23 protein-coding genes are annotated in these 22,903 nt (G+C 57.6%); 5 read left to right on the forward strand and 18 right to left on the reverse strand.

Features of this window, described 5'->3' with window-relative positions; genetic code table 11:
• Nucleotides 1-134 precede the first annotated feature (134 nt).
• The 3 genes from KGD89_RS21680 to KGD89_RS21690 are packed head-to-tail and all read left to right on the forward strand — an operon-like array spanning nt 135 to nt 3,299.
• Nucleotides 135-374, forward strand: a complete 240-nt coding sequence (locus KGD89_RS21680; RefSeq protein WP_038400034.1) for a PP0621 family protein — start codon at nt 135-137, stop codon at nt 372-374.
• Nucleotides 364-1,956 (forward strand): sensor histidine kinase, encoded by a 1,593-nt coding sequence (locus KGD89_RS21685; RefSeq protein WP_025261860.1) that lies wholly within the window; start codon nt 364-366, stop codon nt 1,954-1,956. The genes KGD89_RS21680 and KGD89_RS21685 overlap by 11 nt, the downstream gene beginning before the upstream one ends.
• A 2-nt stretch (nt 1,957-1,958) precedes the next feature.
• Entirely contained in the window at nt 1,959-3,299 is a 1,341-nt protein-coding gene (locus KGD89_RS21690) for a sigma-54-dependent transcriptional regulator (protein ID WP_025261861.1), read from the forward strand.
• 25 nt (nt 3,300-3,324) lie between these two features.
• Here the strand turns inward: KGD89_RS21690 and thiO are convergent, their stop codons facing one another.
• From thiO to KGD89_RS21725, 7 genes are read right to left on the reverse strand one after another with little or no spacing between them, the layout of a single operon-like run.
• Nucleotides 3,325-4,437: a glycine oxidase ThiO gene (gene thiO, locus KGD89_RS21695; RefSeq protein WP_025261862.1), complete on the reverse strand. Its 1,113-nt coding sequence runs from the start codon at nt 4,435-4,437 to the stop codon at nt 3,325-3,327.
• Between the two features lie 28 nt (nt 4,438-4,465).
• Nucleotides 4,466-4,864 (reverse strand): type IV pilin protein, encoded by a 399-nt coding sequence (locus KGD89_RS21700; RefSeq protein WP_038400035.1) that lies wholly within the window; start codon nt 4,862-4,864, stop codon nt 4,466-4,468.
• 12 nt (nt 4,865-4,876) lie between these two features.
• Nucleotides 4,877-8,059: a pilus assembly protein gene (locus KGD89_RS21705; protein ID WP_025261864.1), complete on the reverse strand. Its 3,183-nt coding sequence runs from the start codon at nt 8,057-8,059 to the stop codon at nt 4,877-4,879.
• On the reverse strand, nt 8,046-8,549 hold the full coding sequence (locus KGD89_RS21710; RefSeq protein WP_025261865.1) for a pilus assembly PilX family protein: 504 nt from the start codon (nt 8,547-8,549) through the stop codon (nt 8,046-8,048). The genes KGD89_RS21705 and KGD89_RS21710 overlap by 14 nt, the downstream gene beginning before the upstream one ends.
• A 14-nt stretch (nt 8,550-8,563) precedes the next feature.
• Nucleotides 8,564-9,268, reverse strand: coding sequence for a prepilin-type N-terminal cleavage/methylation domain-containing protein (locus KGD89_RS21715; RefSeq protein WP_025261866.1), 705 nt, complete (start codon nt 9,266-9,268; stop codon nt 8,564-8,566).
• Nucleotides 9,265-9,783, reverse strand: coding sequence for a type IV pilus modification protein PilV (gene pilV / locus KGD89_RS21720; RefSeq protein ID WP_025261867.1), 519 nt, complete (start codon nt 9,781-9,783; stop codon nt 9,265-9,267). The genes KGD89_RS21715 and pilV overlap by 4 nt, the downstream gene beginning before the upstream one ends.
• Nucleotides 9,783-10,253 carry a GspH/FimT family pseudopilin gene (locus KGD89_RS21725; protein WP_025261868.1) on the reverse strand — a complete coding sequence of 157 codons (471 nt, stop codon included), beginning with the start codon at nt 10,251-10,253 and terminating at the stop codon, nt 9,783-9,785. The genes pilV and KGD89_RS21725 overlap by 1 nt, the downstream gene beginning before the upstream one ends.
• A 132-nt stretch (nt 10,254-10,385) precedes the next feature.
• Here KGD89_RS21725 and KGD89_RS21730 point away from each other — a divergent pair, with 132 nt between their 5' ends.
• Nucleotides 10,386-10,886, forward strand: coding sequence for a GspH/FimT family pseudopilin (locus KGD89_RS21730; protein WP_025261869.1), 501 nt, complete (start codon nt 10,386-10,388; stop codon nt 10,884-10,886).
• A gap of 2 nt (nt 10,887-10,888) precedes the next feature.
• On the opposite strand, the gene ispH is transcribed toward KGD89_RS21730, so the two are convergent.
• The 6 genes from ispH to murJ form a co-directional block, all read right to left on the reverse strand.
• Nucleotides 10,889-11,836, reverse strand: a complete 948-nt coding sequence (gene ispH, locus KGD89_RS21735) for a 4-hydroxy-3-methylbut-2-enyl diphosphate reductase (RefSeq protein ID WP_025261870.1) — start codon at nt 11,834-11,836, stop codon at nt 10,889-10,891.
• Between the two features lie 58 nt (nt 11,837-11,894).
• Nucleotides 11,895-12,362, reverse strand: coding sequence for an FKBP-type peptidyl-prolyl cis-trans isomerase (locus KGD89_RS21740; RefSeq protein WP_025261871.1), 468 nt, complete (start codon nt 12,360-12,362; stop codon nt 11,895-11,897).
• The gene (gene lspA / locus KGD89_RS21745; protein WP_025261872.1) at nt 12,355-12,873 is read right to left on the reverse strand and encodes a signal peptidase II; all 519 of its coding nucleotides are present in this window, start codon (nt 12,871-12,873) and stop codon (nt 12,355-12,357) included. The genes KGD89_RS21740 and lspA overlap by 8 nt, the downstream gene beginning before the upstream one ends.
• Nucleotides 12,866-15,697, reverse strand: a complete 2,832-nt coding sequence (ileS, locus tag KGD89_RS21750; protein WP_025261873.1) for an isoleucine--tRNA ligase — start codon at nt 15,695-15,697, stop codon at nt 12,866-12,868. The genes lspA and ileS overlap by 8 nt, the downstream gene beginning before the upstream one ends.
• A complete protein-coding gene (ribF, locus tag KGD89_RS21755; protein ID WP_025261874.1) occupies nt 15,694-16,644 on the reverse strand; it encodes a bifunctional riboflavin kinase/FAD synthetase in 951 nt (316 codons plus the stop codon). The genes ileS and ribF overlap by 4 nt, the downstream gene beginning before the upstream one ends.
• A gap of 132 nt (nt 16,645-16,776) precedes the next feature.
• Nucleotides 16,777-18,315, reverse strand: a complete 1,539-nt coding sequence (gene murJ / locus KGD89_RS21760) for a murein biosynthesis integral membrane protein MurJ (protein WP_025261875.1) — start codon at nt 18,313-18,315, stop codon at nt 16,777-16,779.
• Between the two features lie 250 nt (nt 18,316-18,565).
• Here murJ and rpsT point away from each other — a divergent pair, with 250 nt between their 5' ends.
• Nucleotides 18,566-18,844, forward strand: coding sequence for a 30S ribosomal protein S20 (rpsT, locus tag KGD89_RS21765; protein ID WP_003215870.1), 279 nt, complete (start codon nt 18,566-18,568; stop codon nt 18,842-18,844).
• Between the two features lie 114 nt (nt 18,845-18,958).
• Here the strand turns inward: rpsT and KGD89_RS21770 are convergent, their stop codons facing one another.
• The 5 genes from KGD89_RS21770 to rplU form a co-directional block, all read right to left on the reverse strand.
• A complete protein-coding gene (locus tag KGD89_RS21770) occupies nt 18,959-19,429 on the reverse strand; it encodes a CreA family protein (RefSeq protein ID WP_025261876.1) in 471 nt (156 codons plus the stop codon).
• A 26-nt stretch (nt 19,430-19,455) separates the two neighbouring features.
• Nucleotides 19,456-20,574: a glutamate 5-kinase gene (proB, locus tag KGD89_RS21775; protein ID WP_025261877.1), complete on the reverse strand. Its 1,119-nt coding sequence runs from the start codon at nt 20,572-20,574 to the stop codon at nt 19,456-19,458.
• Between the two features lie 98 nt (nt 20,575-20,672).
• Entirely contained in the window at nt 20,673-21,896 is a 1,224-nt protein-coding gene (gene cgtA, locus KGD89_RS21780) for an Obg family GTPase CgtA (protein ID WP_025261878.1), read from the reverse strand.
• Between the two features lie 211 nt (nt 21,897-22,107).
• Nucleotides 22,108-22,383, reverse strand: a complete 276-nt coding sequence (gene rpmA / locus KGD89_RS21785) for a 50S ribosomal protein L27 (RefSeq protein ID WP_025261879.1) — start codon at nt 22,381-22,383, stop codon at nt 22,108-22,110.
• A gap of 32 nt (nt 22,384-22,415) precedes the next feature.
• Nucleotides 22,416-22,727 (reverse strand): 50S ribosomal protein L21, encoded by a 312-nt coding sequence (gene rplU, locus KGD89_RS21790; RefSeq protein WP_002551971.1) that lies wholly within the window; start codon nt 22,725-22,727, stop codon nt 22,416-22,418.
• Nucleotides 22,728-22,903: the final 176 nt, after the last annotated feature.

A 22,903-nucleotide genomic window follows, 5' to 3' on the forward strand; every position in this document is an offset into this window, starting at 1 on the left:
TTGTCTGTCGGAGGCGGCTTGCCGGCGCCCTTCATTTGCCAGAGCCAATTAATTCGCGAAAGACCATTACACTCTGTCCGCCCGCCTGCTCCTTGGCTACACTGCGAACTCTTCAATCATTAAGCCTGGTAGTCATGATTCGCATAATTATGTGGGTCGCGTTGATCGCGGCAGCGGTGTGGTTCGTCAAGCGCCTGCTCAACCCACCTGCTCCGAAAAAACGTGCCGAGCCGCCAGAAGCGGTGGCATCGCCCATGGTGCGTTGCGCCCATTGCGGCGTTCATCTTCCTCGTGATCGTGCATTGAGCCAGGAACAACAATGGTTTTGCAGCGAAGCGCACAGGCTAGAAGGCCCAGCGACTCGTGACCGCTGAGACGCTTTCACTCGGCAGCCCCCAAGCGCAACGGATCCTGCGGCTGTATCACCTTTATCGACTGACCATTGGCATCGTGCTGGTGCTGTTGATCTCCAGCGACCTGGACACCGAACTGTTGCAACTGGCCAACCTGAATCTGTTTCGGGCTGGCTGCTGGCTGTATCTGGTATTCAACATTCTGGTTGTGGTGCTGCTTGAGCGCCCCAGCCATAAAGTACAGCTCTTCAGCCTGGCAGTGACCGATACGGTGATGCTGTCAGGGCTGTTCTATGCAGCGGGCGGCACTTCAAGTGGTATCGGCAATCTGCTGATTGCCTCGGTCGCCATCAGTAATGTCCTGTTGCGCGGCCGCCTTGGTCTGTTGATTGCTGCTGTTTCCGCCATCGGCATCATTTACCTGACTTTCTTCATCAGCTTCATCAGCCCGCTGGCCTCAAATGATTATGTGCAGGCCAGTACGCTGGGCGCCTTGTGCTTTGCCGCCGCCATGCTGGTACAGGCACTGACCGCCCGCATGCAGGTGAGCGAAGTACTGGCCGAACAGCGTGCCGCCGATGTCGACCAGCTCGAAGAACTCAATGGCCTGATCCTGCAACGCATGCGCACCGGCATTCTGGTGCTCGACTCGCGCCGCCAGGTGCTGCTGGCCAATCAGGGCGCCTTGAGCCTGCTGGGCCATGAGCAACTGGTCGGCCAGGTCATCGATCAATACTCGCCACAACTGGTGGATCGCCTCCGGCAATGGCTGATCAACCCCATCATGGCACCGCGCAGCATATCGACCTCAGCCATCGGCCCGATCCTGCAACCGAGCTTTGCCGCACTCAACCGTGGCGACCAGCGCCAGACGCTGATCTTTCTGGAAGACCTCTCGCAGGTTGCCCATCAGGCCCAGCAACTGAAGCTTGCAGCATTGGGTCGTCTGACAGCCGGTATCGCCCATGAGATCCGCAACCCGCTGGGCGCTGTCAGCCACGCGGCGCAACTGCTCAATGAATCGGAAGAGCTGTCAGCACCGGACCGACGACTCGGGCAGATCATTCATGATCAGTCGCGACGCATCAATGTGGTGATCGAGAACGTCCTGCAACTGTCCAGGCGCCGCGAAACCGAACCCGAACTGCTTGACCTGCGAACCTGGCTGGAGAGTTTCGTCGCGGACTTTCGCAGTTCCGCACCAGCCAACCAAAATGTGCATACCGAGATCGGCCAGGGCATGCTCACCACGCGCATGGACCCGGAGCAATTGAATCAGGTGCTGACCAACCTGCTGCACAACGGCTTACGGTACAGCGGCAAGAACCATGACATAGCGCAGGTCTGGCTGAAACTGTTCCACAATCCGGAAAACGACCTACCGACCCTGGAAGTTCTCGATGACGGCCCTGGCGTATCCGAGCAGCATCTGGCCAAACTCTTCGAGCCCTTTTTCACCACAGAAAGCAAAGGTACCGGCCTTGGCCTCTACCTTTCCCGGGAACTGTGCGAAAGCAATCAGGCGCATCTGGATTACTCCCTTCGCCACGAAGGCGGTAGCTGCATGCGTATCACTTTCGCTCACCCGTTCAAGTTGAGCTGAGCATGACCCAACGGCAAAAGATCCTGATAGTCGATGATGAGCCGGACATTCGTGAACTCCTGGAGATCACCCTCGGCCGCATGAAACTCGATACCCACAGCGCCCGCAATGTGACCGAGGCCCGCGAGTGGCTGGCCCGCGAGCCATTCGACATGTGCCTGACCGACATGCGCCTGCCTGACGGCAATGGCCTGGAGCTGGTGCAGCATATTCAGCAGGTTTACCCACAGACACCCGTGGCAATGATCACCGCCCATGGCAGCCTGGATATGGCCATCCATGCACTGAAGGCCGGGGCATTCGACTTCCTGACCAAACCGGTGGACCTGACCCGGCTTCGTGAACTGGTCAGCAGCGCCTTGCGTCTGAAGCCCGGCGCCCCGGCAGAACGCAGCATCGACAGTCGTCTGCTGGGCAACTCCCCACCGATGCGTGCCTTGCGCAAGCAAATCGACAAACTGGCTCGCAGCCAGGCGCCGATCTATATCAGTGGCGAATCGGGGAGCGGCAAGGAACTGGTCGCGCGGCTGATTCATGAGCAAGGGCCACGCATCGACAAGCCTTTCGTGCCAGTCAACTGCGGGGCGATACCGTCGGAATTGATGGAAAGCGAGTTCTTCGGCCATCGCAAAGGCAGCTTTACCGGCGCCCATGAAGACAAGCCGGGGCTGTTTCAGGCGGCCAATAACGGCACGCTGTTTCTGGATGAAGTCGCTGACTTGCCGCTGGCCATGCAGGTAAAGCTACTGCGGGCCATACAGGAAAAATCCATCCGCAGCGTCGGTGGTCAGCAAGAGCAAGTGGTGGATGTGCGCATTCTCTGCGCCACCCACAAGGACTTGAACGCCGAGGTCGCTGCCGGGCGCTTCCGGCAGGATTTGTATTACCGCCTGAACGTCATCGAACTGCGAGTGCCGCCCTTGCGTGAGCGGCGTGAAGATATCGACCAACTGGTCGGCAGTGTCCTGCTGCGTCTGGCGGCCAACTGCGGCCAGGCCTCGGCACGCCTGCACCCTCAGGCGCTGGAAACCCTGAAAAGCTACCGCTTCCCCGGCAATGTCCGCGAGCTGGAAAACATGCTGGAGCGTGCTTACACCCTTTGCGAAAACGATGAAATCCACGCCTCGGACCTTCGCCTGGCCGAGTCCGGTACGCCTCAGGAGCACGACGGCCACAATCTGGCCGATATCGATAACCTGGAAGATTACCTGGAAAGCATCGAACGCAAACTGATCCTGCAAGCCCTGGAGGAAACCCGCTGGAACCGGACTGCGGCAGCGCAGCGCCTGAGCCTGTCATTCAGATCGATGCGTTACCGGTTGAAGAAGCTGGGGCTGGATTGAACCCGGTTCGCGAATGAATTGGCTCTTATAGTGGCGAATTCATTCGCGAAAAAACCGGTATATAAGGAGCCGGATCGATAATCGGCTCATGCCCCAGCAGCAGATCCGTCAACAACTGGCAAGATGCAGGCGCCAGCACCAGACCGTTGCGGTAGTGCCCACAGTTCAGCCACAGCCCCTCGAAATCCTCCAGCGGGCCGATAAAGGGAATGCCTTCGGGCGAACCGGGACGCAGCCCTGCCCACTGGGCAACGGGCTCGGCATTGGCCAGTTCGGGAATCAATTCGATGGCCGAAGCCTTGAGGCTTTCCAGCGCAGCCGTGGTCGGCGTCTTGTCGAAGCCTTCGTGCTCCAGCGTGCTACCGATCAAGATATGACCATCACGACGCGGGATGGCGTAACGTCCCTTGGCCAGCACCATGCTCGACAGGAAGTCGGACGCGCACTTGTAGAGAATCATCTGGCCCTTGACCGGCTCGACGGGTAATTCCAGGCCCAGGGTCTTGAGCAACTCACCGCTCCACGCTCCCGCCGCCAGCACGACACGGTCGCCCAGAATATCGCCCGTTGGCGTGCAGACACCCCGAACAATATTGCCCTCGCGAACAAACCCGCTGACTTCGCACTGCTCGCGAATCTCGACATTGGGCAAAGCCAGCAACGCCGCCTTGAGGGATTTCACCAGACGAGGATTACGCACATTGGCCACATCGGCCATGTAAATGGCCCTTGAGTAACCCTGCCCCAACGCCGGCACCGCATCGTGAACAGCCGACACATCGACACTGCTCAGCGGTCGTTGCTCGCGGGCCGCCCAATTCAGGGCTTGCTGCTCATCGTCCAGGTCCAGCCAGTACAGACCTGTCTTGTGAACTTCAGGATCAACGCCCGTACGAGCAAACAGGCGTTCGGCCAGATGCGGGTAGAAGTCCTGGGACCAGTGAGCCAGGGCGGTAACTGCCGGGCTGTAGCGCCATGGATAGAGTGGCGACACGATCCCGCCACCCGCCCATGAAGACTCCTGACCGACGCCGGAGCGATCAAGCAACACGACACTGGCCACTTCGGCGGCAAGGTTGAAGGCAGTCAACAACCCGATAACACCACCACCGACGATCACTACATGTTGCTTGTGCATTTTGGTCTCTAGGCAAAGAAAAAAGGAGTTAACGCCCCCAGCAGTCCTTGGTTGTCACGCCGCTGGTGGCGCCTGTATTGCTGATTGCCCCGGTGTTCGTGATGACAAAACTGCCGCATTTGTCACCACTCATGAGCGAGCCGGTTGGGGTAGCGGTCAAGGTGAAGCCTGTGGCGGTGAGGACCGGGCCAATGTTGTAATAACTATTGCCGCCACTCAAACCTTGCGCTCCGACGTAGGTGCCATTTCTTGAAAAGAAACGCTCAAGGGCCTGGGTCTGCTCCGAAAGCAGGCTGGCAATGGCCGAACGCTGAGTACGCTTCGTGTATTCGACATAACTGGGGTAAGCAACGGCCGCCAGAATACCGACAATCGCCACGACGATCATGAGTTCGATCAAGGTAAAGCCTCTGGATACTGCTCGCATGAATCACCTTCCCTACTGGATTTGTCGCCACATGATGCGCTGGAAGACGTTGGCACTCCCGCCCTTTTCCAGCAGCTTGACTGGCGTTCCGCCACTGGAGTCGATCAGGTATTTGTTGTCGTTGTTGCCGTTGGTGCCTGCCACGATGGAAGCGACCACCGGAATCCCCGTACCGATCCCAAGGCCGGCAACGAGGGTGTCGGCAGCGGTAATGTCATTGTCGCCGTTGGTATCGAGCACCTGATAATTGAGCATGCTGCCGGTGGCGGCATCCAGCTCGAACAGACGCCCGGTACCGGTACTTTCACACGGGTCGGTGGAGTTCACCGAGGCCGTGGTGAAAATGATACGGCCACGAGAGGTCTGTGCAGGATAGATAATCCTTTCGCCCAAGTAAGGCGCAGCGGTTGCCAGTGGCATGTACCAGCCCTTCTTGGTGGCCCAGTCCACATCGTTGGTAGTGGAAGTGAAGTAAGTATTGCCATTGCCGGTCACCGAACCATTGACCGCCTGGGCCTGCAGGTTGGCTTCAACAATATTGCCTGACCCGGCGTCACCATCCCAGATGGCGTAAAAGTCCTGCAAGGCGCTGGTCTGCTTGTCAGTGGTTTCACTGAATTTACCGGTACCGAAATACACAAGCTTGCCGTTGAGCGGGTGATCGATTAACAGCGGCTGTACAGTAATCGGCTGGTTGGCTCCCCTTGGCGCAGTGAACAACGGCGAACCATTGAAAGCGACCCTCCAGCTGGAAGCCGCCGCACCACTCATGTCGAACTTCCACATACGCCCCTTGAGGTCCCCGGCATAAGCAGCCTGAACGACGTTCTGCGAATTGACCCGCAGCTTGACCGAGGACAGGCCGTTATCAGTCTCACCACTGACGACAAGCGGTGTCTGGATTTCCGCAATGAATGCGCCTGTATTGGCATTCAGCACGAACAGCGACGCCCGGCCTGTAAAACTGCCATAGCCATTGCCCACCACCATGATGCCGGTCCCGTCGGCCATACGCGCTACATCAGGCTTGGAGTAGGTATAACCCAGGTTATTGAACCTGTTATTGGTGTCGGAGGTGTCCGGTGCCTTGACCTCCCACATTGCCTCGGGGGTATTGCTGGTCCCTTCAAACAGTTTGATCGCAAAGAACGCCTTGCCCCCCGCCCCCAGACCGGAGAAAGCGACTGTACGCCATGCCGAGCCAGCGGATAATTGAGTATCGAAAACCGCAATCTGCCCATCAACCGTGAACTTGTGCACCCCGGAACCGTAGTTGGTTGAAGAGATGGTCGCCAGAGACGCCAGCGACGTGGAAGGCATATAGGCGTATCGCCGCACCCCGTTACTAGCATTGATGACATTGAAGAAGCCATCGTTAGCATTGGCCAGAAGGCTGTAGGTCATGTTGCTGTTCTTGTTGGCCAGGTAGGTGGTGTAACTGGTATCGCCAACCAGATCGGCAGCTGTCTTTTCAGTGGGCAACCCCGCGCCCAGCGTAGAGTTGATGATATCGCCGAGCAGCCTGGTGCGCGTGCGCAACTTGGCGTTCGCAGTGCCCTTGGCCCAGGCAATCACCTCTGGCCCCGTCACGCCTGTAGGCAGTGTGGTCGTGAATGCAAGCTGCTGTGCCGGACTGAAATTGAGGAAGTCCAGTGTAATTCTCGCGGATGCAGTCCCTGTAGTCCCCGTGTTCCATGACTCGAAAACAGGTGCAGTAGAACTGCTGACAATCGTGCTGTCCGTCGTCCAGACCGGAGCACTCAAGGCTCCGGTCGTGGCATTCAGATTGAAGGCCCTGACGGTACCGTGCCAGTCGGTCGGGTCGTAGAGCGTCTGGTAAAACTGTGTTCCGGCCTGGAGGGTCGATGAACTTGATACGCCACCACCGCCGGAGCCTGCCTTGGCGTAGATGTCAGTAAGCGCAAGGTTCAATGCGGTATTCAGACCGGCACTGTCGTTGGCCTGGAAGTATTTGGCACGTCCATGATTATCGTCTGCGGCATCGATAAGCATCTGGTTATCGAGCGTGAAGCCGATCGTGTATGTGCTCAGGTTCTGCCTCGGGAAACCGGCATTGTCCCAACTTCTACCCGTCAGATCGCCGCCCGGGGAAGTGGAGTCTTTGCGCATGTCAATGTCATAGGCGAACTTGGCAATATCGTCCAGATAGAGCGTATCCCCTTCATTGGCCTCATTGGTATTCGGGCCATCATTGTTGACACGATCCCAATTGGGCAAGTAACGATTGGGATCATCTACATCATTGGTGGGAAAGTTCTTGTCGTACGTAGGTAGACCATCCGTCAATACAACACCGTAGTTCTTCTGGCAACGATATTGAATGGGGCTTGTAAAGGTTGTCGGGGAATTGGTGTATGCCGGAAAAGGAGTAAGCCCGCGAAAATAACGAGTCACCTGATAATAGGTTTCAGCAAGGGGCGTGTTGGCCTCTGCAGTCAACGCCGAAATCGCAGCTCGCAGATTCCTGTAGTTTGTATCGGCAGTCGCCTGAGTAACGCCTGCCTGATAAGTCGTGGCCGGAACAGGCGATAAGTCACTCACCGCCTGCTTGATATTACCACCCGGTCCTCTGTCGTTATTGTTGGGGGGATTATAAGTCGCCAACCCGATACGCAATGACCGGTTGGCATCGACCAGTCCCAATGCAACAGAAATGGCAGAGGTCAAACGGCTTTCGGTCGGTATATTCGCCACACTGCGGCCAGCATTGACTTCGGAAACCAGATAAGACAGATAAGCACCGGGATAACGTGTATTACCGGACCTTGCAGGGTCAGGCAATGAGATACAGGTCACCGAAGAAGCATTCCTGTAAAAACCATAACCACTGTTACACCCATCAGTACTCAGGCTACCCACAGTTACATAATCGGAATCCCCCGTATTGATTTGTGCCCCCCTTGAATAAGAACCACAAATAAATAAAAAACAATTGGATTGAGACTCATAAATAACAGGCCACGACGCCGACGCATTGAACCCCGAGGCAAAAATGATCGTATCCATACTGCCGGAGTTATCCACCTGCAACATGACATTGGGCGTAACGGCAGAAGCACTCAGCAACGGTACTTGTGAAGGTGTGAACGCATAAACCGGCGCAGACAGATAAAGCGCTGCCAAGGCACCATACGCATACTTCAACCCGCGCCGAAGTGTCTTAGCAATTGGCATAAATACTCTCCAGCACCGTTCTCGATGTGCCCAGGATGGCGACTGACGTGACACGGTAAAGCGTAACGGTGCCTGCACAGGTAGGCGGGCGTTTTATGGGTGTTGCCGTGGTGCCAAGATTCTGGATGCCATAAAAACCACCTCCCGCTGCTGCAACCCAGCTCACCCCGGATGTGCCATTTGTACCGGCAGCAGTAAGCGTGGTGGATTCGGCAGGCGGGGCGCAGGTTGTGTTATTGGTGCATTTGGCCATGGTGAAACCCACAACCCGGATGGACGACTCGCCCAGTCGCAATGCAGCTTCGGCTCTCTGAAAGGACTGATTGCGCAAGCCCACACTGCCCGCCATCTTCTCCTGCAAGGTGGCATTCTGCATGGAGGAAATCCCCAACAATGTCAGCAGCAACAGAAATACCAGGCTGACCAGCAATACCATTCCGGATTGTCGGGCCGGGAATGCCGGCATGATGCAAAACCGCTTTGTATTCATTGCATACGGCCCTTTCAAAAGCGATTACGCAGGTAGGCAACCACATTGTATTGCTGGTTTCTGACACGACCATCCGGATCTTGCAGGGTCAGACTGATACGAACGCTGCGTATATCGGGCGCATTGGCAGCCGAGATCGTCGAGGTATAGGTCATGGGGTTACCCGCTATACCAAAGGAAACATCGAAGGCACTGACGTTTTGCAGCAACGGCTGCGCAGTCCCGCCTGTGCCGTATTTGATGGTCAGGTTCTGGCCGGTAAGGGTGTAGACCAACTGACGCATCGGGAACGCGGTTTGCCCTGCCGCAGGCGCTCTTGCCCCGGCATAAAGCTGGGTAGAGGTCTGGCAGTCGGAGACTATCGTCCAGGTCGGTGAGCTGCCGGTGGTGCCGATATCGGAGGTCACCAGAGTCAGGGTTTTATTGGCGTTATCCCACAGGATGGGGTTATCCAGCGCAGCAGGCCATGCAATGGCAGGTGCAGTCGGCACATAGTTGCTGAACCCCAGACAGCCATACATCCCGGTCATTCGGATTTCCTGCATCAGTTTGCTCAGCACGAAACGCGCATCTTCCTGCATGCGGGCCGAGGCATTCTGGGTCAGGAAGGTGCCTCGGGAGGCGCTGAATATCTGGATGATGCCCATGCTGACCACCAGCCCCAACACCAGCGCCACCATGATTTCGATCAGGCCAAAGCCTCTGGATGACTTCTTCATAGGTTCACCCCGATACGCGAGGTCAGGGTAAAGGTCTGCAGGGTGCTATCGGCCGCAGTACCACCGGATGCAACGGTGCTGGCCCCCGCCGCCCGCGTATCGTCCCAGGTAATGGTGATGGTGACGGCCGGCGCGCCGCTGACATCGATGCTGGCTGTGGCCGTGGAGCCGGCAAAAGTGGCGATGTTGGTCTTGAAATCGTAAAGGTCCTGATCCCGGGCCCGGGTCGGATTCCCTGTCGGCGGAGCCGAGGCCAGATTGGCCAGGGCATACGTCGCCAGTACGTTGGTGGTGCCGTTGGCGACCGCATTGCCATCCACATTCGCACGAATACGATCCATCATGTCGTAGGCAATGAAGCTTGCCTGGCTGGTCATGGTGGAACTGTCGGTGTACTTGAGAGCGTTGAGCTGAATCGCGGCGGCACCCAGCAGGCCGATGGCAAGTATCAGGACCGAAACCAGCACCTCGATCAGCGTCATGCCCGTCTGGCGACGTCGCACTTCATTTAGCATCAGCAACTTCCACCCAGAATGATCCGGCCCGTCAGACAAATATTCATGGTCCTGGCAATCGAGCCTCGCGTGTAGTTCATCACCACCGCAGTGGTGGGCGTAGACAAGGCGCCCAGATTATTGAATTCGATCCCGGTGACGTCAGTCGCCGTCAGGGTTGCTCCGCTGCTCAGGCGCGCAACCTTGCGCAACGCAGTCGGGGTGGCCGATGTATCGGAAGCCAGAAAAACCTGTAGCTCGGTCTTCCAGTCCGCCCCGCTGGTTGGTGCGATACGTACCGTCACCCCCCGGTTTATCGCCTCAAGACGTGCATAGTTGAGCGCCCGCTGCAAATCATTGAGCTCGGCATCCGCCTTGTTGTTCTGGATCGTGCTGGTAAAGCTCGGAACGGCAAGCGCAGCCACGATCGCCACCACAGACACAGTGACTAACAATTCAATGAGGCTGAAGCCCTTGGACATATAACGCATTGGGTGTCTCCTAGACGTTACGACTATAAGGCAGCAGCGATGCCTGAAAATCTCTAGCAGGATATACGGTTGTTTTGCGATGACGAATGCCCGGATGGCATTTGGAACACGGTTTTCCAGGGAGGAAAAGCAATGAAGCATGCAGGATTCACATTAATCGAGCTACTGATCGTGGTTGCCCTCGTGGCCATTCTTGCCAATGTTGCCAGCACACCGTTTACAGACTTTATCGATGCCAATCGCAGGCAGGTAGCGGCACAGGAACTGGCCGGCGGCATACGCTCGGCACGGGTTGCAGCCATTACCCGCAATCAGGTGGTGACCCTGTATGCCATTGAGGGAGACTGGAGCAACGGTTGGCGAATCATTACCGACACCAAAGGCAACGGACCGGATGATGACGATACCGTGCTGGTCGAACGGGCCATCGACGGAAAAACGCGCATTATCGGCAACAGCAAGATTGCGCAGTACATCAGCTTCAACGGCCTGGGAGGCCTCAGGAAAGCTGCCAACGGCACCTTTCACGTCTGCGTCCGTGATGAGGCCGTGAGCCACTATCGCGTGATAGTGGCCATTACCGGCAGAGTCAGAGTCGAGAACGACAAGATACCGACAGATCTCTGCGCCTGACCTTACGGCAGAGACTTGACCCGCAGTTCCTTGGGAACGGAGAACGTGATGTTCTCTTCGCGGCCAGACAGTTCATCGGCACCGGTCGCACCCCAGGCCTGCAATTGCTGGATCACGCCGCGCACCAGCACTTCCGGCGCAGAAGCACCCGCAGTGATACCGATACGCTCGATACCGTCGAACCAGCTGCGCTGCATATCTTCGGCACCGTCGATCAGGTATGCCGGCGTCGACATGCGCTCGGCCAGTTCACGCAGACGATTGGAGTTGGAGCTGTTGGGACTGCCCACCACCAGTACCACATCGCACTCATCGGCCAGTTGCTTGACCGCATCCTGACGGTTTTGCGTGGCATAGCAGATATCGTCCTTGCGCGGCCCGCCAATGGCAGGGAAGCGCGAACGCAGCGCATCGATGACACGACTGGTATCGTCCATGGACAAGGTTGTCTGGGTCACGAAAGCCAGGGCATCGGGGTTGCGCACCTGGAGGTTGGCAACGTCTTCCTCGTCTTCCACCAGGTAAATCGCACCGCCATTGCTGGCGTCGTACTGGCCCATGGTGCCTTCGACTTCCGGATGACCTTCATGGCCAATCAGGATGCACTCACGGCCATCACGGCTGTAACGGGCCACTTCGATATGCACCTTGGTCACCAGCGGACAGGTCGCATCGAAGACCTTCAGGCCACGGCCTGCTGCCTCGGCGCGTACCGCCTGGGAAACACCGTGGGCGCTGAAGATGACGATGACATCGTCCGGCACCTGTTCAAGCTCTTCAACGAAGATCGCGCCACGAGCGCGCAGGTCTTCGACGACGAATTTGTTGTGAACGACTTCATGACGCACATAAATCGGCGGGCCAAACACTTCCAGAGCGCGATTGACGATTTCGATCGCACGGTCCACACCAGCGCAGAAGCCGCGGGGGTTGGCGAGTTTGATTTGCATGCTGTGCCTCGTATTTACGTGCGGAGCAGCCCGGCCGAAGCCGGGCTTGATATCCGGCTCAGGAAGCCAGAATCGCCTTGACCTCGAAGATTTGCACTTCAAAGTTTAGTGTCTTGCCAGCCAGGGGATGGTTGAAATCGACGGTGACCAGCTCATCGTCGAATTTCTTCACCACACCCGGCAGCTCAGTATTGGCCGCATCGTTGAAGATCACCAGCAATCCTTCAGACAGCTCCATGCCCTGGAACTGCGAACGCGGGATGATCTGCACGTTTTGCGGGTTGGGCTGACCAAAGGCATTCTCTGGCGGCACCTGGACGGTTCTTCTGTCGCCGGCCTTGAAGCCGAAGATGGCTGCTTCAAAACCAGGCAACAGATTACCATCACCCACTTTGAACGTAGCCGGTGCCTTGTCGAAAGTGCTGTCTACCGTGTCGCCGTTTTCAAGATGCAGGGCGAAGTGCAAGGTGACTTGCGTGTTCTGGCCGATGCGCAGCTCGCCTTGAGTCGATGACTGTTCAGCCATGAGCAGGCTCCTCTTCTTTCTTGCTCTTGAACATATCCACAGCCAGCATGACGGCGCCGACGCTGATTGCGCTGTCGGCTACGTTGAAGGCCGGGAAGTACCAACGGTTTTGCCAGTGCACCAGAATGAAGTCGATGACATGGCCAAGCACGACACGGTCATAGAGATTGCCGATAGCGCCCCCCAGGACCAATGCCAGGGCAATTGCCAGCCAGGTGTCATCACGGCCAAGACGCTTGAGCCACACGACCAGCACTGCACTCACGACAATCGCAATCAGGGCAAACAACCAGCGCTGCCAACCGGCACCATCGGCCAGAAAACTGAAGGCAGCCCCGGTGTTATAGGCCAGGGTCCAACTGAAGTAATCGGGGATGATAACGATCTGGTCGTACATCTCCAGCCGGTTCTCGAAGTAATACTTGCTGGCCTGATCGACGATCAGGACCAGCAGGCTCAACCATAACCAGCTCAAACGGCCAAAACGGCCTGCAGCGCCTGGATTAGGCATAGTGACGCACCTCGCCAGCGCCGCTGATGTTATCCACACAGCGACCGCAGATTTCAGGATGCTCAGGGTTCACGCCAACGTCTTCACGGTGGTGCCAGCAACGGGCGCACTTCGCGTGACCGGACTTGACCACTTTCAGCTTCAGGCCAGCAACCTCGGTCACCACCGCATCGGCCGGTGCCGACAGCAAAGGCGCGACAGTCGCGGTGGATGTGATCAGGACGAAACGCAGTTCGTTGCTGAGCTTCGACAGGTCGGCAACCAGCGAATCTTCAGCGTACAGGGTCACTTCAGCCTGCAGGTTGCCGCCGATGGCCTTGGCAGCGCGCAGGTTTTCCATTTCCTTGTTGACCGAAGCCTTCACCGCCATGATCCGCTCCCAGTAGGCGCGGTCCAGCTCGAAACCTTCAGGCATTTCGCTCAGGCCTTCGTACCAGGTGTTGAGCATCACGGATTCGTTACGCTCGCCCGGCAGGAACTGCCACAGCTCGTCGGCAGTGAACGCCAGGATCGGTGCGATCCAGCGTACCAGTGCTTCGGAGATATGGAACAACGCGGTCTGGCAAGAGCGACGCGCCTTGCTGTCAGGGGCCGTGGTGTACTGACGGTCCTTGATGATGTCCAGATAGAAGCCACCCAGCTCCTGCACGCAGAAGTTGTGGACCTTCGAGTAGACGTTCCAGAAGCGGTATTCGCTGTAGTTCTCTTGCAGCTCGCGTTGCAGCAGCAGAGTACGGTCCACGGCCCAGCGGTCCAGCGCCAGCATTTCTTCAGTTGGCAGCAGGTCGGTGGCCGGATTGAAACCGGACAGGTTCGAGAGCAGGAAGCGTGCAGTGTTGCGGATCCGCCGGTAGGCGTCTGCGCTGCGCTGCAGGATCTGATCGGAAACCGCCATTTCACCGGAATAGTCAGTGGCCGAAACCCACAGACGCATGATGTCTGCACCCAACGTATCGTTGACCTTCTGCGGCGCGATGACATTGCCCAGCGACTTGGACATCTTGCGGCCGTTTTCGTCAACGGTGAAACCGTGGGTCAACAGCTCACGGTACGGAGCGTGATCGTCGATGGCACAGCCAGTCAGCAGCGAGGAATGGAACCAGCCACGATGCTGGTCGGAACCTTCCAGATACAGGTCCGCACGCGGGCCTGTTTCGTGGCCCATGGAGTGCGAGCCGCGCAATACGTGCCAGTGAGTGGTGCCGGAATCGAACCAGACGTCCAGTGTGTCGGAGATCTTGTCGTATTTGGGCGCTTCATCACCCAGCAACTCGGCAGCGTCCAGCTTGAACCAGGCTTCGATGCCCTCTTTCTCGACGCGCTGAGCGACTTCTTCCATCAGCTCGACGGTGCGCGGATGCAGCTCGCCGCTTTCCTTGTGCAGGAAGAACGGGATCGGCACGCCCCAGTTGCGCTGACGGGAGATGCACCAGTCAGGACGGTTGGCGATCATGGAGTGCAGACGCGCCTGCCCCCAGGCCGGAACGAATTGGGTGTCTTCGATGGCTTTGACCGCACGCTTGCGCAGGGTCTCGCCCGTCTCAGGCTGCTTGTCCATGCCTACGAACCACTGGGCGGTGGCGCGGTAGATCAGCGGCGACTTGTGACGCCAGCAGTGCATGTAACTGTGGCTGATGGTTTCGGTGTGCAACAAGCTACCGACCTCAGCCAGCTTGTCGATGATGTTCTGGTTGGCCTTGAAGATGAACTGGCCACCGAAGAACTCCAGGGACTCGACATACACGCCGTTGCTCTGCACCGGGCTGATGATGTCATCGTTGGTCACGCCGTAGCTTTTGCTGATGACAAAGTCGTCGACGCCGTAAGCAGGCGAGCAATGCACAACACCGGTGCCAGCGCTCAGCTCGACATACTCGGCCAGATAGACGGGCGACAAGCGGTCATAGAACGGGTGACGGAAGTTGATCAGCTCAAGCGCGGTGCCCGTCGTAGTAGCAATAACGGTGCCTTGCAGGTTGTAGCGGGTCAGGCAGCTTTCAACCAGCTCCGAGGCCAGAACCAGCAGTCTGTCACCGACATCAACCAGCGCATACTCGAACTCTGGATGAACGTTCAGCGCCTGGTTGGCAGGAATGGTCCACGATGTCGTGGTCCAGATCACGATGGCAGCAGGTTTGCTCAGCGAATCGAGGCCAAATGCCGCAGCCAGTTTCGCGTCATCGGCAACAGGGAATGCCACGTCGAGGGTAGTGGATTTCTTGTCCTGATATTCGACTTCCGCCTCAGCCAGGGCCGAACCGCAATCGAAGCACCAGTTCACGGGCTTGAGGCCCTTGAACACGAAACCGCCCTTGACCATTTCGGCCAGCGCACGGATTTCACCGGCTTCGTTAGCGAAGTTCATGGTGAGGTACGGATTGTCCCAGTCGCCCAGCACGCCCAGGCGAATGAACTCGGCCTTCTGGCCTTCGACCTGCTCGGCAGCATAGGCGCGGCACAGCTCACGGGTCTTGTCGGCGGACAGGTTCTTGCCGTGGGTGACTTCGACTTTGTGCTCGATCGGCAAGCCATGGCAGTCCCAGCCCGGCACATAAGGCGCATCGAAGCCCGACAGGGTCTTGGAGCGCACGATCATGTCCTTGAGGATCTTGTTGACGGCGTGACCGATGTGAATATTGCCGTTGGCGTAGGGAGGACCGTCGTGCAGGACGAACTTTGGACGATCCTTGCCAATCTCGCGCAGCTTCTGGTACAGGCCAATGCTGTCCCAGCGCTGCAGAGTTTGCGGCTCGCGCTGGGGCAGGCCGGCCTTCATCGGGAAGGCGGTGTCCGGAAGGTTTAGCGTGGCTTTATAATCGGTCATTTCAGGCTCTTGGTTAGCGGTTGGCCATGCCAATGGGCACGGGCGGCGGCGACGTCCGCATTGATCGCCGTCTTGAGCGCCTCCAGTGAGGCGAAACGCTGCTCATCGCGCAGCTTGTGGTGGAAAGCCACCGTCAAACGCCGGCCATAGATATCACCGGCAAAATCCAGAAGATGAACCTCAAGGTGGGCACTGCCATCACCTGCCACGGTCGGACGCACGCCGATATTGGCGACTCCCGGCCAGGCCTTGCCATCGATGTTCGTGCTGACCAGGTAAACCCCGCTCAACGGCACACGACGACGCTTGAGTTGCACATTGGCCGTGGGCGTACCCAACTGGCGTGCTAGCTTCTGGCCATGCAGAACCCGTCCGGTAATCTGGAACGGGCGACCGAGCAAATGCTCGGCCAGGGCAAAATCCGCGACAGCCAGGGCATTACGCACCTTGGTACTGCTGACCCGGACACCATCGATCTCAACGGTCTGCGCCGCCTCTACGGTAAAACCATGAGTATTACCTGCTTGTTGCAGGAAGTCGAAGTCGCCGATGCGGTCGCAACCGAATCGGAAATCGTCGCCTACCTCAAGATGCTGCACGCCCAGCCCGTCGACCAGAATGGTCTCGACGAAGCTGGCGGCACTGAGTTTGCTCAGACGCTGGTTGAAAGACAGGCACAAGACCCGGTCAACACCCTCGGCGCTCAGCAGTTCAAGCTTGTCACGCAGCCGGGCCAGACGTGCTGGCGCGGTGTCAGGAGCGAAGAATTCCCGTGGCTGCGGCTCGAAAATGACCACGCAAGTGGGCACGCCCAACTCGACAGCGCGCTCGCGCAGACGCATCAGGATCGCCTGATGACCGCGGTGGACACCGTCAAAGTTGCCAATCGTGGCGACGCAGCCCCGATGCGAGGGGTGCAGGTTGTGGAGGCCTCTAACCAGCTGCATAACGCACTTCTTGCTCATAAAGTGGCCGATTATAACCACACACGGCCCCGGGCGACAGGCAACACGCCCAGACCAGACAACAGCGGTCGGACCGCAACGCAAAAATCCGACAGCCACCCCGTCAAACTACGTTTACATGATTGCCTTGCGAGCGAAATGCCGCAGGCGAAAACCCAACAGCAGCAGCATACCGAAATAAACCACCACACCCGCCGCGACCAGCGCCCCCAGGCGTACGAACCGCTCAAGCATCTGCCCTTCGCTCCAGGCCGGCATCACATGCATCAGCCCCAGCAGCACTGCCGACATGACCGAAACAGCCAGAATCAGCTTGAACAGAAACTTCGCCCAGCCAGGCTGCGGCTGAAACAGACCCTGCTTGCGCAACTGCCAGAACAGCAGACCGGCATTGATACACGCCCCCACACTGATGGCCAGGGCCAGACCCGCATGCTGCAACGGCACGATAAACGCCAGATTGAGCAACTGGGTAACGATAAGGGTAAAGATCGCGATTTTAACCGGCGTACGGATATTCTGCTGGGCATAAAAGCCGGGAGCCAGCACCTTGATCAGGATGATTCCCAGCAACCCCACCGAATAAGCTATCAGCGCACGCTGGGTCATGACTGCATCCACCGCATCGAACTTGCCGTACTGGAACAGGGAAACAGTCAACGGCTCAGCCAGCAGGCCCAGCGCCAGCGTGCAAGGCAGAACCAGCAAAAAGCAAAGGCGCAAGCCCCAGTCGAGAATCCGCGAATACTCCTGACGATCCTTGTTGGCATAGGTCTTGGACAGGATCGGCAACAGAATCGTCCCCAACGCTACACCCAGCACCCCGGAAGGCAGCTCCATCAGGCGGTCGGCATAGTACATCCACGAGACGGAACCTGCGACGAGGAACGAGGCAAATATCGTGTTGATAATCAGAGATATCTGACTGACGGAAACGCCAAGGATGGCAGGCAACATCTGCTTCATCACACGCCATACACCCGTGTCCCGCAGATTCAGACGCGGCAGGACCAGCATGCCGATTTTTTTCAGGTGCGGCAGTTGATAGAGCAACTGCAGCAAACCACCCGCCAGCACCGCCCACCCGAGCGCCATGACCGGCGGATCGAAATAAGGCGTCAGGAACAGGGCGAAGAAAATCATGCTGACGTTGAGCAGCGTCGGCACGAAGGCTGGCACGGAAAAACGGTTCCAGGTATTGAGGATCGCACCGGCCATGGATGACAGGGAAATCAGCAATATATAAGGAAAGGTCACCCGCAGCAGGTCCGCGGTCAGGGCGAACTTTTCAGGCGAGTCGACAAAACCCGGCGCCGTGGCCCAGATTACCCAGGGCGCGAAGATGACGCCCAGCAAGGTGACCAGCGCCAGCGCCAGCGTGAGCAGCCCCGTGACATACGCCACGAAGGTGCGGGTCGCCTCCTCGCCCTGCTGGCTTTTATATTCGGCAAGGATCGGCACGAAGGCCTGGGAAAAGGCCCCTTCGGCAAAGATCCTGCGCAGCAGGTTCGGCAGCTTGAAGGCAATGAAGAAGGCATCCGTCGCCATCCCGGCCCCGAACGTACGGGCAATGATGGTATCGCGAATGAAGCCCAGCACCCGGGAAAGCATGGTGATAGAGCTGACGGCAGCTAATGACTTGAGTAGATTCATTGAAAGAGTGTTATGCCCTGGCTAAAGGATAGGCGCTCAGGCCTTCATTTATGCGATACTTCGCGCCGCAAAAAGCCCGGAGCGAAAGTCCGCGAGTTTACAGGTCGTACGCCGGAAATAAATATCCGGGTTCAGATAGCGACCACTCAGCGGAACACCTCAACTGCCCTTGACAAGTGACAAACTCATCGGCATGATTCGCGGCCTATTTTGTTAGCTATTTCATAAAAGTCTTTCGAGGAGCTCGACGGTGGCCAACACACCTTCCGCCAAAAAACGTGCAAAACAGGCTGAGAAGCGTCGCAGCCACAACGCCAGCCTGCGTTCCATGGTTCGTACCTACATCAAGAATGTGGTCAAAGCCATCGACGCAAAAGACGCAGAAAAAGCGCAAGCCGCTTACGTTCTGGCTGTTCCTGTTATCGACCGTATGGCCGATAAAGGCATCATCCACAAGAACAAAGCTGCTCGCCATAAAGGCCGCCTGAACGGTCACATCAAGGCTCTGAACCTTGCTGCTGCCGCCTAAGCGATCTGCTTGTTGAAAAACCGACCCAAGGGTCGGTTTTTTATTGCCTGCAATATTGCACAGGACATGGGAGCGAATCGGACAACCCCCATTCACCCCCACAGAATCATCAAATCATGGCGTAGCTGCATGCGGCCACGGCAGGATTGGAATCGCGGTCACCGCATTCTGCGGGCTACCCTCGATAATCCGGTCGCTGTAGACCAGATAAACCAGGGTATTACGCTTCTCATCCAGGAAGCGCACCACCTGCATGGTCTTGAAAACCAGCGAAGTACGCTCCTTGAATACTTCCTCACCGTCCTTGAGCGGCGGCTGGAAACGAATCGGCCCGACCTGGCGACAAGCAATCGAAGCCTCGGCACGATCCTCGGCCAAGCCAAGACCACCCTTCACCCCGCCCGTCTTGGCGCGGGACAGATAGCAGGTCACACCCTCTACCTTGGGATCATCAAAAGCCTCGACCACGATCCGGTCATTGGGGCCGACAAACTTGAATACCGTCGACACCTGACCAATCTCTTCAGCCGCCGCCAAGGCAGGCACGACCAGCAATGCCGCAAAAACCGCTTTCATGACTCGCATCGAACCTTCCTTTGTGATGGCCCGCATCAAACGAGAATCAGGTTATCCCGATGAATCAGCTCAGGCTCGGCCATGTAACCCAGCTCGCGCACGATGGCATCGGATGACTGACCGATAATCTTCTGCGCTTCGACAGCACTGTAGTTACTCAGGCCGCGAGCGATTTCCCGACCATCAGGCGCAACGCACACAACCATCTCACCACGACGGAAGCTGCCCTGCACCACCTTCACACCCACAGGCAACAGACTCTTGTGATCCTTGACCAGAGCAGCCACCGCACCACCATCCAGCACCAGCGTGCCACGAGTCTGCAGATGACCGGCCAGCCACTGCTTGCGGGCCGCGAGCATTTCACGCTCAGGCGACAGCAATGTACCCAACTGCTCACCCGCCTTGAGGCGCGCCAGCACGCGATCGATACGACCACCCACAATCACCGTATGCGCCCCGGAACGAGCCGCCAGACGCGCCGCACGCAGCTTGGTCTGCATGCCACCACGCCCAAGCGCACCTCCCGTGCCGCCAGCCACCGCATCCAGCGCCGGATCGTCGGCACGCGCCTCATAAATAAGCTGAGCCTCGGGATTGTTGCGCGGATCGGCATCGAACATGCCATCGCGATCCGTCAGGATCACCAGCAGATCAGCCTCGACCAGGTTGGCCACCAGAGCGGCCAGCGTGTCGTTGTCACCAAAACGGATTTCGTCAGTCACAACCGTGTCGTTTTCGTTGATGACCGGCACAACACCCAGCTCGACCAGCGTGCGCAGGGTGCTGCGAGCGTTCAGATAGCGCTTGCGATCGGACAGATCGTCGTGAGTCAGAAGAATCTGCGCGGTATGCCGGTCATGCTCGGCAAAGCTCGACTCCCAGGCCTGCACCAACCCCATCTGACCGATGGCAGCAGCCGCCTGAAGCTCATGCATGGCACTGGGTCGCACAGACCAGCCCAGGCGACTCATGCCGGCAGCAACAGCCCCGGAAGAAACCAGCACCAGCTCGACGCCCGCTTCATGCAGCGCCACCATCTGCTCAACCCACACCCCCATGGCCGAACGATCCAGGCCTTTGCCATCCGCCGTCAGCAGGGCACTGCCGATCTTCACGACCCAGCGCTGGGCACCCGTCACTTTGCTGCGCATCATCTTCCAACCTTAGCCAGAGAATTTTCTTAATACGGATTCGAGATACAAAAACGCCGCTATCAGTCAGTAGCGGCGTTCAAGTTTACTGCAAGCGATCAGTCTCGGACGTAAATGATTTCCGGACCATCTTCATCGTCCACATCTTCTTCATCCCAGTCATCTTCGCCAATGTCATGCACGCTCTTCACGCCGCTACGACGCAAGGCACGCTGATCATCCAGCGCCTGCAACTGAGCACGCGCCTCGTCTTCGATACGCTGATCCAGCTCGGCCAGCTCTTCAGCATAACCAGGCTCCTCGACCAGACGCAGGCTACGCTCTTCAAGATAGCGCATGATGTCACGAGACAACTGCTCAGTGCCTTCCTTCGCAATCGCGGAGATCACATAGACCGGCCCCGTCCACTCCAGACGCTCGACAATTTCCTGCTTACGAGCCTCCTGCTCTTCCTCAAGCAATTGGTCGCACTTGTTCAGCACCAGCCAGCGATCACGCTCAGCCAGGGAAGGGCTGAACTTGACCAGCTCATTGACGATGACCTCGGCAGCATCGGCAGCACTGGTTTCATCCAGTGGTGCCATATCGACGAGATGCAGCAGCAGGCGCGTACGCGCCAGGTGCTTGAGGAAGCGAATCCCCAGGCCCGCTCCATCGGAGGCACCTTCGATCAAGCCAGGAATATCGGCAATGACGAAGCTCTTCCAGCGATCGACACTGACCACACCCAGGTTTGGCACCAGAGTCGTGAACGGGTAATCCGCGACTTTGGGCTTGGCTGCAGACACAGAGCGAATGAAGGTGCTTTTGCCCGCATTCGGCAAGCCCAACAGGCCGACGTCAGCCAGCACTTTCAATTCCAGCTTGAGATCACGCTGATCGCCCGGCTTGCCCGGCGTCGTCTGACGCGGAGCGCGGTTGGTACTGGATTTGAAACGGGTGTTACCCAGACCGTGCCAGCCACCCTGGGCAACGAGCAGGCGCTGGCCGTCCTTGGTCAGGTCGCCGATGATTTCCTGGGTTGTCGCATCGATCACGGTCGTGCCGACCGGCACGCGCAACACCAGCTCTTCACCCTTGCGCCCCGTGCAATCGGCGCTGCCGCCATTCGAGCCGCGCTCGGCGTCGAAATGACGGGTATAGCGATAGTCGACCAGCGTATTGAGGTTGACGTCGGCGATCATATAGACCGAACCGCCATCACCACCGTCACCGCCGTTAGGACCACCGTTTTCGATAAATTTTTCACGACGGAAGCTCATGCAACCGTTGCCGCCGTCACCAGCCTTTACTCGAATTGAAACTTCATCTACAAACTTCATAACGCACGCCTCCCGCCACAGGGACGAGCAGAACCACATAAATACATAAGACTCTTGCAAAAATGAGCGTTGCGATACCGATCAGAAACCAGCGACCCGTAAGGTCCACATCACAACAGCCCGCACAAACAGCTTTGCAAGAGACTCACCAACCTCAACTACAAACAAAAAAGCCCCGTCGCGAGACAGGGCTTTTCAAGCTACTGCGCAATTACGCTGCGGAGACTTCAGTCTTCGGAACGATGCTCACGTAGCGACGACCGAAGGCGCCCTTGACTTGAAACTTGATCACGCCTTCCACTTTCGCGAACAGGGTGTGATCTTTACCCATACCAACGCCATAGCCAGCGTGGAATTGGGTGCCGCGCTGACGCACGATGATGTTGCCTGGAACGATAGCCTGGCCGCCATACATCTTCACGCCAAGGCGTTTGGCTTCTGAGTCGCGACCGTTACGGGTACTACCACCAGCTTTTTTGTGTGCCATGAGTCAATTCTCCAAATGAGGATTAGGCTGAATTAAGCCTGAATACCTGTGATTTTGATCTCGGTGTACCACTGGCGGTGGCCCATACGCTTCATGTGGTGCTTACGACGACGGAACTTGATGATGCGAACCTTGTCGTGACGACCTTGCGAAACCACTTCAGCCACGACGGTAGCGCCAGCAACAACCGGAGCACCGATATTGACGTCGTCGCCATTGCCAACCAGCAGGACGCGGTCAAAAGTGACGGATTCGCCAGTAGCGATTTCCAGTTTTTCAATTTTCAGGTATTCACCTGGGGCGACTTTGTACTGCTTGCCACCGGTAACAATTACTGCGTACATGGTATTTCTCCGAAAATCCTGCTCACCCAGCTCTTTATAAGAAGAGTATCGGCTGGCATGGCTGCATCAGGCTGGAACGGCCTGGTTGCAATTGCGTAAGGCAGGTGCTGCCCAGGAAAGTTAGGGTGCGCGATTGTACGCAAGGCAAGGATGGGTTGCAAGGCCCCGGACGGCAT

Origin of the sequence: Pseudomonas cichorii (genome assembly GCF_018343775.1) — a bacterium.
GTDB classification, from domain to species: Bacteria; Pseudomonadota; Gammaproteobacteria; order Pseudomonadales; family Pseudomonadaceae; genus Aquipseudomonas; species Aquipseudomonas cichorii.